The 13,754-nt window shown below is 69.2% G+C and carries 14 protein-coding genes; 7 read left to right on the forward strand and 7 right to left on the reverse strand.

Features of this window, described 5'->3' with window-relative positions; genetic code table 11:
• Positions 1–72: 72 nt before the first annotated feature.
• The 3 genes from J2Z30_RS09370 (at position 73) to J2Z30_RS09380 (ending at position 6,589) form a co-directional block, all read left to right on the forward strand.
• Positions 73–795, forward strand: a complete 723-nt coding sequence (locus tag J2Z30_RS09370; protein ID WP_052701351.1) for a hypothetical protein — start codon at positions 73–75, stop codon at positions 793–795.
• A gap of 149 nt (positions 796–944) precedes the next feature.
• Positions 945–6,179, forward strand: a complete 5,235-nt coding sequence (locus J2Z30_RS09375; RefSeq protein WP_209468622.1) for a DUF6531 domain-containing protein — start codon at positions 945–947, stop codon at positions 6,177–6,179.
• A gap of 65 nt (positions 6,180–6,244) precedes the next feature.
• Positions 6,245–6,589: a hypothetical protein gene (locus J2Z30_RS09380; RefSeq protein ID WP_044581365.1), complete on the forward strand. Its 345-nt coding sequence runs from the start codon at positions 6,245–6,247 to the stop codon at positions 6,587–6,589.
• A 24-nt stretch (positions 6,590–6,613) separates the two neighbouring features.
• Here J2Z30_RS09380 and J2Z30_RS09385 read toward each other — a convergent pair whose 3' ends face one another.
• Together J2Z30_RS09385 and J2Z30_RS09390 are read right to left on the reverse strand one after the other, a co-directional pair.
• Entirely contained in the window at positions 6,614–6,838 is a 225-nt protein-coding gene (locus J2Z30_RS09385; protein WP_044569709.1) for a DUF397 domain-containing protein, read from the reverse strand.
• On the reverse strand, positions 6,835–7,659 hold the full coding sequence (locus J2Z30_RS09390) for a helix-turn-helix domain-containing protein (RefSeq protein WP_044569710.1): 825 nt from the start codon (positions 7,657–7,659) through the stop codon (positions 6,835–6,837). The genes J2Z30_RS09385 and J2Z30_RS09390 overlap by 4 nt, the downstream gene beginning before the upstream one ends.
• Before the next feature lie 382 nt (positions 7,660–8,041).
• Here J2Z30_RS09390 and J2Z30_RS09395 point away from each other — a divergent pair, with 382 nt between their 5' ends.
• Entirely contained in the window at positions 8,042–8,203 is a 162-nt protein-coding gene (locus J2Z30_RS09395) for a hypothetical protein (protein ID WP_209468623.1), read from the forward strand.
• Positions 8,200–8,448, forward strand: a complete 249-nt coding sequence (locus tag J2Z30_RS09400) for a hypothetical protein (RefSeq protein WP_044569711.1) — start codon at positions 8,200–8,202, stop codon at positions 8,446–8,448. The genes J2Z30_RS09395 and J2Z30_RS09400 overlap by 4 nt, the downstream gene beginning before the upstream one ends.
• 45 nt (positions 8,449–8,493) lie before the next feature.
• On the opposite strand, the gene J2Z30_RS09405 is transcribed toward J2Z30_RS09400, so the two are convergent.
• Positions 8,494–9,003, reverse strand: a complete 510-nt coding sequence (locus tag J2Z30_RS09405) for a hypothetical protein (RefSeq protein ID WP_044569712.1) — start codon at positions 9,001–9,003, stop codon at positions 8,494–8,496.
• Between the two features lie 467 nt (positions 9,004–9,470).
• Between J2Z30_RS09405 and J2Z30_RS09410 the strand changes: the two genes are divergently transcribed.
• Positions 9,471–10,130: a glycoside hydrolase family 25 protein gene (locus tag J2Z30_RS09410; RefSeq protein WP_044569713.1), complete on the forward strand. Its 660-nt coding sequence runs from the start codon at positions 9,471–9,473 to the stop codon at positions 10,128–10,130.
• A gap of 61 nt (positions 10,131–10,191) precedes the next feature.
• Positions 10,192–10,500, forward strand: a complete 309-nt coding sequence (locus J2Z30_RS09415; protein ID WP_020868286.1) for a hypothetical protein — start codon at positions 10,192–10,194, stop codon at positions 10,498–10,500.
• A gap of 119 nt (positions 10,501–10,619) precedes the next feature.
• Here J2Z30_RS09415 and J2Z30_RS09420 read toward each other — a convergent pair whose 3' ends face one another.
• From J2Z30_RS09420 to J2Z30_RS09435, 4 genes are all read right to left on the reverse strand, one after another.
• Positions 10,620–10,850, reverse strand: a complete 231-nt coding sequence (locus J2Z30_RS09420; protein WP_037960901.1) for an EF-hand domain-containing protein — start codon at positions 10,848–10,850, stop codon at positions 10,620–10,622.
• Between the two features lie 161 nt (positions 10,851–11,011).
• Complete coding sequence (locus J2Z30_RS09425; RefSeq protein ID WP_044569714.1) at positions 11,012–11,659, reverse strand: N-acetylmuramoyl-L-alanine amidase; 648 nt, start codon at positions 11,657–11,659, stop codon at positions 11,012–11,014.
• 496 nt (positions 11,660–12,155) lie between these two features.
• Positions 12,156–12,659: an ATP-binding protein gene (locus J2Z30_RS09430; RefSeq protein ID WP_044569715.1), complete on the reverse strand. Its 504-nt coding sequence runs from the start codon at positions 12,657–12,659 to the stop codon at positions 12,156–12,158.
• Positions 12,660–12,960: 301 nt separating this feature from the next.
• Positions 12,961–13,728 (reverse strand): enoyl-CoA hydratase/isomerase family protein, encoded by a 768-nt coding sequence (locus J2Z30_RS09435; RefSeq protein ID WP_044569717.1) that lies wholly within the window; start codon positions 13,726–13,728, stop codon positions 12,961–12,963.
• Between the last annotated feature and the right edge of the window lie 26 nt (positions 13,729–13,754).

Below are 13,754 nucleotides of genomic sequence, written 5' to 3' on the forward strand. Positions count from 1 at the left end.
CTTGACAATCGTTTCAGTTCGTAATCATTATCTTTCGTATCGGTTGCCTGACCGACCAACGGAGGAGAAGCCATGCCCAGCACGACCCCCCAGCCGCCCCCCACCCCTGCCACCCGGAGCGCCCCTGCCGAGCACACCCCCGGCCGTCGCCCGCAGGGCGGGCCTCCGCTGGCGGCGCCCGTGCTCGCGTTCGCCGTCCTGACCATCGGCTACGTCGTCGTCAACAGCTCGACCCCACGCCCCGACGCCTCCGGCAAGGAGGTCCTGCGGTACGCGCGGGACAACGGCACCACCATCGAGCTGGGTTCGCTCCTGCTCCTCGCCTCGGCCACACCACTGGCGCTCATGGCGGCGGTGCTCTACCGGCGGCTGCGAGCACTCGGCATCACCGCACCGGGCTCGGCGATCACGCTGGTGGGCGGGGTGCTGGCGGCCGCGGCGCTGACCGGCGGCGCGCTGTTCGGCTGGGCCGGCGGCCGTCTGCCCATGGACGCCGATCCGGCCCTGGCCCGCGCGCTGGCCGACCTGTCGTTCCTGTCCGGCGGCGTCGCCTACTCGGTGACGTTCGCGATGCTCGTCTCCGGCATCTCGGTGACCGGGCTGATGACCCGCCTGCTGCCCCGTCCGCTCACCTGGACCGGGCTGGCACTGGCCGCCGTGGGCATGGCCTCCCTGCTCTCGCTGATCGCCGACCCGTTCGGCTACCTGCTGCCGGTCGTCCGCTTCGGCGGGCTCATCTGGCTGGTCACCACCGCGTTCCTGCTGCCCCGCACCCGCCCGTCCCGGCACCAGTGAGCCCGTCGGACGCGCGGACCCGCCGAGGACCCGCACAGAGCGCGGGTCCATGGGCGACACGCCCATGAACTCCCTTGTAGGTGACCGCCGTTCGACTTAGCGTGACGGATCACTGACAAGTTGAGGGGGCGCGGGGCGTGGCGTTCTGGATGGCTGCGACGTCGTTATGGGCTGTGCTGCAGCTGTTGTTGCTGTCCTGGCCGGTGCGGACGGTGCGGTGGCCGACGGTGCTGCTCGCCTTCGGGGTGGGCGCTTACGGCTGCGGTGTGCTCTCGATGGTGCTGGAGCTCGTGGTGGCACGGCAGTTGGCCACCACGAGGGGGACCTCGCTGTCGGCCGTCATGGACGAGGTGTCGTGGACGACGGCTCCGGTGGTGGAGGAGCTGATCAAGATCGCACCGCTCCTGGTCGCGGGGTGGGCCCTGCGCGAGCGGATGCAGTGGGGTCTGGCGGACTTCGTGGTGCTGGGCGGTGCCGCCGGGGCGGGGTTCGGCCTGCTGGAAAACCTCCTGATGTACGCCGAGTCCGCGGGCAAGGCCGTTCCTTCGGACGAGGGAGGCTGGCTGATCGCGAAGGGGCTGATCGACCACCCGTACGTTCCCGGCCTCGGTCAGATCGTCGGCAGTTGGTTTCCCGCACCGACCGGCACCGTCGAAGTCGTCGAGGGAGCGGTACTCCCCTATGACGTACACATCTTCGCCAGTGCGCTCGGTGGGCTGGCGGTGGGCCTGCTGTGGTGTGGTGCCCGCGCGGTGACCCGGGTCGCGGCACTGGTACCGCTGGCCGGGGCGGTGGCGATCCACTGGGTGACCAATTACGCCGCGGTCTTCCAGGGCGACGACACGGCGATGGAGTGGCGGGAGCGGCTGGCCGGGGAGTGGGGGCTGTGGATCATCCTGGGGTGCCTTGCCACCGCGTGGATCTGGGATCTGCGCCGGTCCCGCCTGGGGCGGCGGCGCGCGCCCGATGTCGCGCTGGCGGCCGAGCGCCAGGGCCGGACCGCCCCCGAAGCTCTCTCCGGGTACGCCCTGCTGCGCCTTCCGGCCACCTGGATCATCGCCCTGGGTTACGCCCGGCAGCGCCGGGCGCTCCTGTACGCCACGGCCCACCCCCGTACCCGCGCGGAGAAGCTGGAGCCGCTGCGCGCGTCGGTCGTCGAGCAGACCCGCCGTATGGACGCCAGCCACAGCCAGGAGGCATGGCGTGGCGTGACCTTACGGCAGCTGTGGCACCGGGCCCGGGAGCAGCGCCCCCGGTGGCCGCGGCAGGAGAAAGTCCTCCTGGTGCTCAGCCTGCTGCTGGCCGTCCCCTCCCTGCTGTATCTGGCGGTGGGCTCCTTCCCGGCCACGAAGGATCTGCAGGAGTACTTCGCCGGGGGCACCGGGCTGCGCGTTCTGGTCGGCGTCGGTCTGGCCGGGCTGGCCCTGACCCTGTGGCGTCTGATCTCCGCCGTACGCGGCTATCGGAGGGCGGGCGCGTCTCCGCTGGGCGAGGCCGTCGCCCTGGTCCAGTTCCGCATCGCCGTCTGCGCGGGCTCGCTGGTGGTCGGCGTCCTGCTGCTGTCCCGCTGGTCGGCCATCGCCGATGGCGAGGCCCCGCTTGCGGGCTACCGCATCCTCGGCACCGACCGCTTCCTGCTGGAAAAGCTCCTGGAGACCGGCCTTCCTCTTCTCCTCACCCTCGCCATGTTCGCCATGCCCTACGCGCTGCCGCTGGAGCTCGCCATGGGCGGCGGGCTGGCGGAGACCCTGCTGATGGGCCTCGCCCCGCGCGCCCTGGCCCCGATCGCCTCACGCGTCGGAGCCAGGCTGGCGGCGCGCGAGGCCACGCAATGGGCGCGCGGCGCGCTCCGGAGCCGTGGCCGGGGGTTCTTCTCCCGTACCTGGGACCGGGTGCGGCACGGCCGTACCGATCCGGTGGATCTGGCGACCGGGCGGATGTTCCTGCCGCAGACGGATGTGGAGCTGCCGGGTGTGCTGCCGCTGGTGTTCTCCCGCCGGGTGGACTCCGGGTACCGCGCCGGAGGTTGGTTCGGCCCGACCTGGGCGTCGACGGCCGACCAGCGACTGGAGTCCGACGAGCAGGGCGTGATCTTCTTCACCGAGGACGGTCTGCTGCTGGCCTATCCGCATCCGGTGCCGGGCGGCGCCGCGGTCCTGCCCGCGGAGGGTCCGCGGTGGCCGCTGGCACGGACGGCGGACGGGGTGACGTACACCCTCACCGACCCGGACGCCGGGCTCGTACGCACCTTCACCGCGCACGGCGGCGAGGCGCTCGCGCTGCTGCGGGAGATCACCGACCGCAACGGCAACCGCGTCACCTTCACCTACGACGCTTCCGGCACCCCCCTCGAGATCCTCCACAGCGGCGGCTACCGGCTTCGGCTGACGTCGGAGCACGAGCGGATCACCGGCCTGTGGGTGGGGGACGTAAGGGTGATGGGCTACGGCTACACCGACGGCCATCTCACCGAAGTGACGGGCTCCTCGGGGCTGCCGCTGCGTTTCGTCTACGACCGGGCCGGGCGGGTCACGTCCTGGATCGACACCAACAACCGGTGGTACTCCTACGCCTACGACGAGCGGGACCGGGTCGTCGCCGAGGGCGGCGAAGGCGGCCACTACACCCTCCGGATCGGCTACGACGGGGTGGACCCGGATTTCCCCGGCCTGAAGGTCACGACCCTCACCTCACCGGACGATGCGGTCACCCGCTATCTGATCGACGAGGCGCACCAGGTCGTCGGGGAGATCGACGCGTCCGGCGCGGTCAGCCGCACGGCGTACGACCAGGCGGGCCGTACGGTCGCCGAAACCGACCCGCTGGGCCGCACCACCGGCTTGCGCTACGACGAACACGGCCATCTGACGGCCGTGATCCGCCCGGACGGCAGCGAGATCAGCGCGGCGCCGGACGCACAGGGCAACCCTGTACGGATCACCGACCCGGGCGGCGCGGTGTGGCAGCAGACCTTCGACGCCGCGGGCAACCGCACGACCCTCACCGACCCCCTCGCCGCCACCACCCACTACCTCTACGACCCGCGCGGAGGTCTGCTCGCCGTCACCGATCCGCTGGGCGCGACGACCCGGGTGCGCTGCGACGGAGCCGGGCTCCCGGTCGAGATCACCGACCCGCTGGGCGCCACGACCTGCTACCGGCGGGACGCGTTCGGCCGCGTCGTGGCCGAGACCGACCCGCTGGGCGCGGTGACCCGCTACGACTGGAACCCGGAGGGCAAACTCCTGCGCCGCACCGGCCCGGATGGGTCGGCGGAGTCCTGGACGTACGACGGCGAGGGCAACCGCACCACCCACACCGACCCCGTCGGCGGCACGACCGTCTTCGAATACACCCACTTCGACCTGCTGGCCGCCCGCACGGGCCCGGATGGCGTCCGGTACGAGTTCGAGCATGACGCGGCGCTGCGGCTGGCGAAGGTCACCAATCCACAGGGGCTGACCTGGAGTTACGCGTACGACCTGGCGGGCCGCCTGGTGACGGAGACGGACTTCGACGACCGCGAAGTGCGCTACGCATACGACGCGGCGGGCCAGCTCACCGCCCGGACCACGCCCTTGGGCCAGACCACCACGTACGAGTACGACGTGCTCGGCCGACTGATACGCAAAGCGTCCGACGACCGCACCACAACCTTCACCTACGACCCCGCCGGGCTCCTTACCTCAGCCGCCGACCCGGACGCGAAGCTCGTCTACCAACGTGACCTCCTGGGCCGAGTGACGTCCGAAACGGTGAACGGCCGCGCCCTGACGCACACCTACGACCCCCTCGGCCGCCGCACCCGCCGCACCACACCCACCGGTGCCGTCACGACCTACGCCTATGACGCGGCGGGCAACCGCACCGCTCTGACCGCCGGGAACCACACCCTCGCCTCGGCACACGACGCGGCGGGCCGCGAGACTACGCGCCACATCGGCGACGCCCTCACCCTCACCAACGCCTGGGACCCACTTGGCCGCCTGACCACGCAATCGCTGACCGGCGCATCCGGCGGCATCCACCACCGGACGTACGACTATCGAGCCGACGGCCACCTGATCGCGGTGGACGACCACCTATCGGGCCGACGCACCTTCGGTCTGGACGCGACGGGCCGGGTGACGGCCGTCCACGCCGACAGTTGGACCGAGACCTACGCCTACGACGAGGCGGGCAACCAAACGCACGCGGCCTGGCCGAGCACGCAACCCGCCCAGGAGGCGACGGGCCCCCGCACCTACACCGGCACGCGCATCACCGGCGCGGGCTCGGTCCGCTACGAACACGACGACGCGGGCCGCCTCACCCTCCGCCAAAGGACCCGCCTGTCGAAGAAGCCCGATACCTGGCGCTACACCTGGGACTCCGAAGACCGCCTGGTATCGGTCACCACCCCCGACGGTACGGTCTGGCGCTACCTGTACGACCCCTTCGGTCGCCGCACCACCAAACAACGCCTCGCGGCCGACGGCGAAAGCGTCCTGGAGCAAACGGATTTCACCTGGGACGGCCCCACCCTGGTGGAACAGACCACCACTACCCCGGACTTCCCTCACCCCGTCACCCTCACCTGGGACCACGAGGGCCTTCACCCCATAACCCAGACCGAACGCGTCACCGAAGCCACCACCCAACGCGAGATCGACGCCCGCTTCTTCGCGATCGTCACCGACCTGGTCGGCACCCCCACCGTACTCATCGACGAATCGGGCACCATCGCGTGGCATACCCGCTCCACCCTCTGGGGCACCACCACCTGGGCCGCCGACAGCACGGCCTACACCCCGCTCCGCTTTCCCGGCCAATACTTCGACCCCGAAACCGGCCTCCACTACAATTTCCACCGCTATTACGACCCCGAAACCGCCCGCTACCTCTCCCCCGACCCCCTGGGCCTCGCGCCGGATCCCAACCTCGTCACGTACGTCCACAATCCTCATGTTTCGCTGGACCCTGACGGTCTCGCGCCATGCCGCCCCGGTCCGGGGGCGCTCATACAGGATGAGCAGAGGGGCATAGGGAATGTCTGGACGAAGGACCTGAGCCATGTGACCGGCAAGACGGCACGATCACGGAATCGGGCGATCGACGCCATGATCAGAGAGGATTTCCAGCACCTGCGGTTCACGCATCGACCCCGGTACAGCCCCTGGGCAAGCACGGGAATCGCCAAAAATAATGTGGGCACTCAAGTCGGATGGAAGTCATTTGCCAGTAGGGACGAGCTGCGTAACACACTTGTGCACGAGGAACTCCACCACCGCTGGTACGGGCGCGGCATCCCCGGTGGCACACATCACCCTCGCGACGGCTCCGGCATGTCCGCGAAATTCTATGAAACGGTGGACAGATACATGAGAATGCGAGGCTGGCGATGATTCAGCAGGCGGCCAGGCTCATTGAGCCGTGTGGCGATTGCGGCCGACCGTGCGAGGGGTGGGCGGTGCAATTGGTGAAGGAGGGCAGGCTCCGCTGGGAGCTTGAGTGGGCCTGCGACGACTGTGGCGTTTCGCACGACGGTGATTGGGGTATCGCTCCGGACGAAGTGCGGCGGCCCATCCTGGCCGAGCACGGGTATCGGCGAATCCGGGTCGAGGGGTCCATCAGTTCAGGAGGAAAGGTCCTCAGAGCGTTCCGAAATGCCTTCGGGGTATCCATCGGCGAGGCGAAGCAATCGGCCAATGAGCTTGCCGAGGAAGAGGGATATCGGGGAACCCTGGTAGAGGTTTCCCTGCTTGCTGAACTTCTCGGGGCGTCCGGCATCGCCACAACGATTGACCATGCCTGACGCCCATCGACCAAGACCGGCGCCTCAGAGCGCCGGGAACTGTCCACCGCACACGGCGCTCGTGAACGAAGTCCACGCTTCTACGGGGAAGACGAGGGCGGGGCCTGCCGGGTGCTTGCTGTCCCGGACCGGGACGACACCGGCGGTGGCGGCTATGGAGGGCGCGAACTCCACGCACTGGCCTTCGTTCCCGTTGCTGTAGCTGGACTTGACCCATACGGCACGGGAAAGGTCGAGGGAAATTTTCATCGGGCGTATTCCTCCATCACACTACGGATCATGGACAACGACTCATCAGGGTGCAGCGCGGCAGCCCGTAGCCGATCATAGGTGGCCGTCGCGCTCCCCACCGCTTCGGGCGAATCGATGAGTTGGCCTGCGATCGCCGTATCCGCGTAGAGGACATTCGGTCCCTCATCGAATACCAGAAGCGTGAAACTCTCCGCCGCAGGCGGTGCCCCCACCGCGAACGGTAGTACCTGGATGGTGATGTGCGGGGACTCCGCCGCCTTCAGGAGGTGGGCAAGCTGTGCGGCCATGACTCCGGCGCCACCCACCGTGTGCCGTAGGCACGCCTCGTTCAGGATGCACCACAGCAGCGGAGGCGTGTCCTTCTCCATCACCTCCCGCCTCCGCAGCCGCCGCTCGACCTTCGCATCGATTTCATTGGCACTCGCCCGGGGGTGGACAGCCCGGAAGATCTCGCGCGCGTACTCGGGCGTTTGCAGCATGCCCATGATGAGCGTCGCCGAGTAGTCCAGGATGCTGACCGCCTGCCGCTCCAACTGCACGTACGGCACGAACCAGTCCGGATAGCCGTGCTGGCTGGCCCGCTTCCGAAGGCGCGCGAACGTGCCCGGCGTGCCGAAGACCCGATCGCACGCCTCGGCGAACTCCGGGCTGGCCAGCCGCTCCCCTGCCTCCACCTTGGCCACATACTGCTGCCCGTAGTTGGCCTTCAAGCCCAACTCCCGCTGGCTCAGCTCCGCCCGCATGCGCCAGGTCCGTACCTCGGCTCCTAAGAACGCCGCCCCGCTGGGCGGTTCCTGGCCTTCCTTGGCCTCACTCACCTGTGGTTCTCCCCTCACCCCAAGCCTCTTGGTGTGCCCGAATCCCTGTTGCGCGCGGCCCCGCAGGGCAACGCTGGGAGTACACAGAGTGATTAAAGCTCGCAAGACACATCCAGGTCAGGAAGAACCCCCCATGGTGTTTCCCCCCGAACACATCACCGAATCCACGCGACATCGCGTCGCGGACCGGGTCACCCGCGAGATGCGAGAAGTGGCGCGGCGACGTGGCTGGAGTTCGGCGGGCCCGGCCGAGCCAGCGGCGGGAGGGACTCCGTACGTCCTCTTCTGCGGGGCGCTCCCCGAAGATCTCGCACGGCGCCGACAGCCGCCCTGCCTCTCACCCACACCCGCACCCGCACCCGCACCCACCGGAGAGTGACCGTTGAACGACGTCTGCCCCACCTGCCGCCACTACGCGGCACTGCGCGAACAGGCCAGACAAGCCGGGGACTACAGCAAGGCCACCGACTACGAGGTACTGCGCCGGCGCCACCCCGCCCACACCGTCCACATCCCCCGGCAGCCCAAAGGACGCATCGCATGAACCACCAGCCCCATCAGCCACGGCCCAGCACCCGTCCAGGGCCCGCCCCCGGCCAGGTGGCGTACGACCCGGCCAGTGGCCGTACCGGCGTGGTGCAGGCGGTGCACAGCGTCGCCGAATTGCGCTTCGACCACCGGATGACCAGCGATCCCGTCGCGTTCCTCCGGCCGGAGCGAGGCGGGGTCGAGTGGACGGCCGATGCTGCGGCCCTGCGTTTCCCGACGGATGAGGAAAGGACCGTCTGATGCCGTCGAGTCCACCGAGGTGCTCGCGGAGCGCCTCGGCGTTCCTCAGGAGCAGTAGCCCTCACGCAGCAGCGCGTTGATTCGCTTGCCGTTGGACACGGTCACCTTGTGGTGTGCGCTGCTGAAGCGACGTGCCGCTTTCTCGTCAGGGTTCGCAGCCTTTCGGCGGAGGTCGTAGCACTGTTCGCCGGCCTTGTTGATGTCTTCGGCGGCCCCGAGCGCCGGGTCGATGTCGCGTAGGGCGCTTTGGAGTTCAAGGGCGCGGAGGCCCAGCAAGTCTTCCTTGGCCTGGTCACTGGCGTCCGACGGGACCTGCACCGGAAGCCTGTGGTCGGTGGGTGAGGCCGAGGGGGTGACGGGAGTTGTGGGGGGCTTGGAGGTTGGGGGTGGTGACGTGCCGGCCGACGTAGTGGTCGTGCTCGGCTTGGGCGAGGCCGCCTCGGGGTGTGAGTCGTCGGTGCCGCAGCCCGCCAGCAGCAGCACGGCGGCCACGCCAAAGGCAGCGGAGGCGGCCGCGAGCGGGTCGCGTCGTCCGGGGGAGGGTTTCCCGCGCATGGCTGGCTCCCGTGGGTGGATTTGAGGGCCTTCCTCAGCACGACCAAGCTGGCACATCGGCTGCGGGACCGGTCCCGGGCGGGGTCCGCGGAGGACGTCCTTCGCGATACCGCGACGACACGCTGACCCGGCTGATCCGTCCGGGCCGTCCGTACGAAGAAGACGACATCAGATTGACCCGTTCCCATCCGGGGCGTGCGCAGTTGGGCGGCATCACAGGGCCCGGGGGATGGCCAAACCCTCGGGTCCGCTTCTCTTTGTGGCCGTTCGGTCGGAGTGTCCGTCCCTCGGCCTACCCGTTCCGTCGGCCTACCCGTTCCTCTGGCGTGCCCGTTCCCTCGGTGTGCCGCTCCCCCGGGCGTGGGCCCGAACACCTGCGGATCGAGATCCCGTCCCAGTAGGGTCCTGCGTACGAGAGGGGGAATAACACCCGTGTATTCACCCGTTCTTGACCCGAGGTAGGCGCCATGCTGCACGGCATCGACGTGAGTTCGCACCAGTCCACGTTCGACGCGGACGGACTGGCCTTCGTCTTCATCAAGGCGACCGAAGGCCGGTCGTACATCAACCCGAAGCAGACCTCGCAGGCGTCCCGGGCGCGTAAGGCGGGATGCGTCGTCGGCTTCTACCACTTCCTGTGGCCGGGCAACATCTCGGCACAGGCGCGCTACTTCGTCGAGAAGTGCGCGTCCCAGAAGCACGATCTGCTCGCCGTGGACTGGGAGACCACCGGTTCCGGCACCCGCGCCAGCAACGCCGAGAAGGACCGGTTCATCCGCGAGGTCAAGAAGCTGCGGCCCACCCACCGGGTCATGCTCTACTGCAACCGGAACTTCTGGCTCAACTACGACACCACGTCGTACGCCGGCGACGGCCTGTGGATAGCGGACTACGTGACGGCGGGCAAGCCGCGCATCAAGGCGAAGTGGCGGATCCACCAGTACACCGACCGCCCGCTGGACAAGGACGTGGCGAACTTCTCCAGCAAGTCCGCGCTCCAGGCATGGGCCGACCCCAGCCGGGCGGCGCTCACCGCCGATGAGGAGGCGGAGGACGTGGCGGACGTCCACACGGCGGAGGACGTGGCGGATGGGGAGGACGGGGAGAACGTGGCGGGCGGGGCCTGACCGGACCCCGGGGCCCCGGGCCCCTCGGGCGTTGTCGGTGGGGGCGCCTACGCTGCCCGGTATGAGTTACGCAGACCTGCGCGAACTCCGCAGCGCGCTCACCACCGCGTCGGACATCGCCTTCTCGCTGGACGCCGCACCCTCCGGGCCGGAGACCGAGCTGCTCACCGACGCCCTGCGGCGGGCACTCGCCGCGGCGGGATCGCTGACCGCTGAGCACGGTTCGACGGGCTGCCCGGAGCATCCGCGCGGGGCCGTCGATCCGCTGTACGGGGATCCGGACGACCCGCTGCCGCCCGGCTACGGCCGATGTCTGCTGTGCAACGACCGCAGACGGCGGGCCGGCGCACAGCGGCGCGGCTGGCGCTGACGCGCCGGCCGCGCCGTCGTCCGTACGGCCCGATCAACCGGTCTTCGGCCCCGATCAGCCGGTCTTCGGCCCGTTCAGCCGGTCTTCGGCCTGCTCAGCGGGTCCGCTTCCGGCTTGTTTCAGGCGGTCTTCTCGCCGCTCTTGTTCTGGGCCGCCCAGAACTCGTCGAAGGTGAGCAGCCCGTCACCGTTGGAGTCGTGGGCGTTGATGACGGCCTGGGCGACGGGCTCCGTGACATACGGGTCCCCCAGCTGCGCCATCACGCTCTTGTACTCGGCCGCGGTGATCTGACCGTCACCGTTGAGGTCATACCGCTCGAACGCCTTGCGCGCCGCCTCGATGTCCGCCACCTGTTCCGCCCCTTCCGTGCGTTTCTTGACCCGCACAGATTAGCGGTCGGGGGTGGCCGGTTCGTCCCGGCAGTGTCACGGCGCGCTCGGCGTTCGGTTCGCGGCGCACGCGGCGTACGAGTCATACGAGGCGTACGAGGCGTACGCCGCGGTGCGCGGCCTCAGACTCCGCGGTGTACCCGGCTCCCTCCGTTGACCAGCCCGATATAGCGGTCCCAGTCCCACAGCGGGCCGGGGTCGGTGTGGTCGGTGCCGGGGACCTCCACATGGCCGATGATGTGGTCGCGGTTCTTGGGGATGCCGTAGCGGTCGCAGACGGCCGCGGTCAGGGCGGCGGACGAGGCGTACATCTCGTCCGTGAACCACTTGGGGTCGTCCACCCAGCCCTCGTGCTCGATGCCGATGCTGCGGTTGTTGTAGTCCTTGTTGCCCGCGTGCCAAGCGACGTCCTTCTCCCGGACGAACTGCCCGATGTAGCCGTCGGCCGAGGCGACCATGTAGTGGGTGGACACCTGCTTGGCCGGGTCCTGGAAGATCTTCATCGCGTCCGGGAAGGTCTCCTGCGTCACATGGATGACGATGAAGTCGATCGGATACGAGGTCGGGCGGCTGGAGACGCGGTAGTTGGCGGTGGAGGCCGGGATCCAGTGGGTGGGGGGATAGGCGGCCACGCGACGGCGGCGTCTGCCGTCGGCGTGGGCGGTGGTGGCCGTTGCGGCCGTGGCGGCGAGTCCGGTGGCGGCGGTGGCGAGATAGGCGCCCGAGCGGAGCAGGGCGCGCCGGGTGGGGGTGCGGCCGTGCGCTTCCATGGGGGGTCTCCCGAATGTCGTAGCGGGGACAAATGGGGTGACGCGTGGGGGTGTGACGCGTGGGGGTGTGACGCGCGTAGCGCGGTTCCATGGTGGGTCCTCGGCAGGGCCATGCCAAGAACCGACGGGCAAAGAAAGATTTCGTGTCACGGTCTGGACCACTGGAGTTTCGAAAGAATCAGGCCGACAACGAAGGAAATTTGCCGCTCTACCCGCCATTAACAAGGCAAGTGTTACACCTCACCTTGGGTTGGCTTGGAACTGCTCTACCGTCTCTGCGATAGTCGGGGCCGCGACCCCCATTGACCCGAGCGAGGTCGCTTCCCCCGAATGCCACGGCGAACACCCCTTTCGCGCCATGGCCGGGGACGGAAGGGGCCTCCATGCCGTCGGTGCGCGACGACACGGAGGCCCCTTTCAGCCGCTTTCACGCCTCTTTCGCGCCGCTTCATTCCGCTTCACGCTCTGCGTGAGGTCTGGATCGGTGTACGAACGATCAGTTTTCGGCCACTCGCATCTCGAACCAGGTCGTCTTGCCGCACGGCAGCAGATCGACGCCCCACCGCTGGGAGAGCTGGTCGACCAGCATCAGCCCGCGTCCGCTGGTGTCGAGCTCCCCCACCGGCATCAGACACGGCAGCCCCCGCGACGGGTCGCGGACCTCGACCCGGATCCAGCCGCGCCGCCGCAGCATCCGCAGCCCGAAGGTGCGGGCACCGGTGTGCCGTACGGCGTTGCCGACGAGCTCGGAGACCAGCAGCACGGTGTGCTCGGCGAGCTGAAGGCCCAGCCCCCAGTCCCGCGCCACCACGAATTCGGCCATCCGGCGGGCGGTCCCCGCGGACTCGGGGCGGGAGGGCAGCCGTACCTCCTCGCACGCGGGGTTCCCGAAGAGGTCAAGCGCTCTGAGGGCCAGGTCGTCCTCGACGGACGGCGCCCCCCGCACCGCAGCCGTACCAGTGCGCTGCTGCGGCTGCTCCATTCCCTCCAAGCCCGCCATGCCCCCCATCATGGCCGCCCAAAAGGCCATCCGGGGCGGAACCGTGGGATTCCGAACACCGGAGCCCCAGGCTCCATAAATCCGATCCGACATATGCCAAGGGCAGTTGGGGAACCGCAACACCCCATCTGACCAGCGATGTCACCGCGCGTACGCGTGATCACCCAGCGTACCGGACCGGGTCAGTCGAGGGCCGATCGTTGGCGAAGAAAATTCGCTCGCACGGGGCATACGCGGCTTCACGACCTCGACCGGGGTGGCTTCGTAAACCCCGGCCGAGGCGATCGGAACCGGTCGGGTGTCAGCGGAACGTGGCCTTGCCCGGCCCGTCCTCGACAAAGCTGCGCATCCCGATCTCCCGGTCCTCCGTGGCGAACAGCCCGGCGAACCAGTTCCGTTCGATGGCGAGACCACTGTCGAGGTCCGTCTCCAGCCCCCGGTCCACCGACTCCTTGGCCGCGCGCAGCGCGATCGCCGGGCCCTTGGCCAGCTTCGCCGCCCAGGCGTGGGCCTGCTCGTAGACCTCCTCGGCCGGTACGACCCGGTCCACCAGGCCGATGGTGAGCGCCTCGTCGGCCTTGACCTGACGGCCCGTGAAGATGAGGTCCTTGGCCTTGGCCGGGCCGACCAGCCGGGCCAGCCGCTGGGTGCCGCCCGCGCCCGGGATCAGACCGAGCAGGATCTCGGGCTGGCCGAGCTTGGCGTTCTCCGCGGCGATCCGGAAGTCGGCGCACAGCGCCAGCTCGCAGCCGCCGCCGAGGGCGTAGCCGGTGACGGCGGCGACCACGGGCTTGGGGATCCGGGCCACGGCGGTGAAGGACTCCTGCAGCTCACCGGAGCGGACCACCATCGCGGCGTGGTCCATCTCCCGCATCTCCTTGATGTCCGCGCCGGCCGCGAACACCTTCTCACCGCCCCAGATGACCACCGCGCGCACGTCGTCGCGGCGGGTCACCTCGGCCGCGAGCTCCCGCAGCCGGTCCTGGGTGGCGATGTCGAGCGCGTTCATCGGGGGGCGGTCAAGACGGAAGGTGGCAACGCCGTCGGCAACCTCGAGGTTCACAGTCATGAGCGCAGGTTAGCGCCCGCTAACAC

The sequence above is a fragment of the Streptomyces iranensis genome (genome assembly GCF_017874715.1).
Taxonomy (GTDB): Bacteria; Actinomycetota; Actinomycetes; order Streptomycetales; family Streptomycetaceae; genus Streptomyces; species Streptomyces iranensis.

Excerpts from the sequence above, each read along its gene's own strand:
- J2Z30_RS09370 (WP_052701351.1), top strand. The coding sequence starts at position 73 with ATGCCCAGCACGACCCCCCAGCCGCCCCCCACCCCTGCCACCCGGAGC.
- J2Z30_RS09375 (WP_209468622.1), top strand. The coding sequence starts at position 945 with ATGGCTGCGACGTCGTTATGGGCTGTGCTGCAGCTGTTGTTGCTGTCC.
- J2Z30_RS09385 (WP_044569709.1), bottom strand. The coding sequence starts at position 6,838 with ATGAAAATTTCCCTCGACCTTTCCCGTGCCGTATGGGTCAAGTCCAGC.
- J2Z30_RS09400 (WP_044569711.1), top strand. The coding sequence starts at position 8,200 with ATGAACCACCAGCCCCATCAGCCACGGCCCAGCACCCGTCCAGGGCCC.
- J2Z30_RS09405 (WP_044569712.1), bottom strand. The coding sequence starts at position 9,003 with ATGCGCGGGAAACCCTCCCCCGGACGACGCGACCCGCTCGCGGCCGCC.
- J2Z30_RS09410 (WP_044569713.1), top strand. The coding sequence starts at position 9,471 with ATGCTGCACGGCATCGACGTGAGTTCGCACCAGTCCACGTTCGACGCG.
- J2Z30_RS09415 (WP_020868286.1), top strand. The coding sequence starts at position 10,192 with ATGAGTTACGCAGACCTGCGCGAACTCCGCAGCGCGCTCACCACCGCG.
- J2Z30_RS09425 (WP_044569714.1), bottom strand. The coding sequence starts at position 11,659 with ATGGAAGCGCACGGCCGCACCCCCACCCGGCGCGCCCTGCTCCGCTCG.
- J2Z30_RS09430 (WP_044569715.1), bottom strand. The coding sequence starts at position 12,659 with ATGGCGGGCTTGGAGGGAATGGAGCAGCCGCAGCAGCGCACTGGTACG.
- J2Z30_RS09435 (WP_044569717.1), bottom strand. The coding sequence starts at position 13,728 with ATGACTGTGAACCTCGAGGTTGCCGACGGCGTTGCCACCTTCCGTCTT.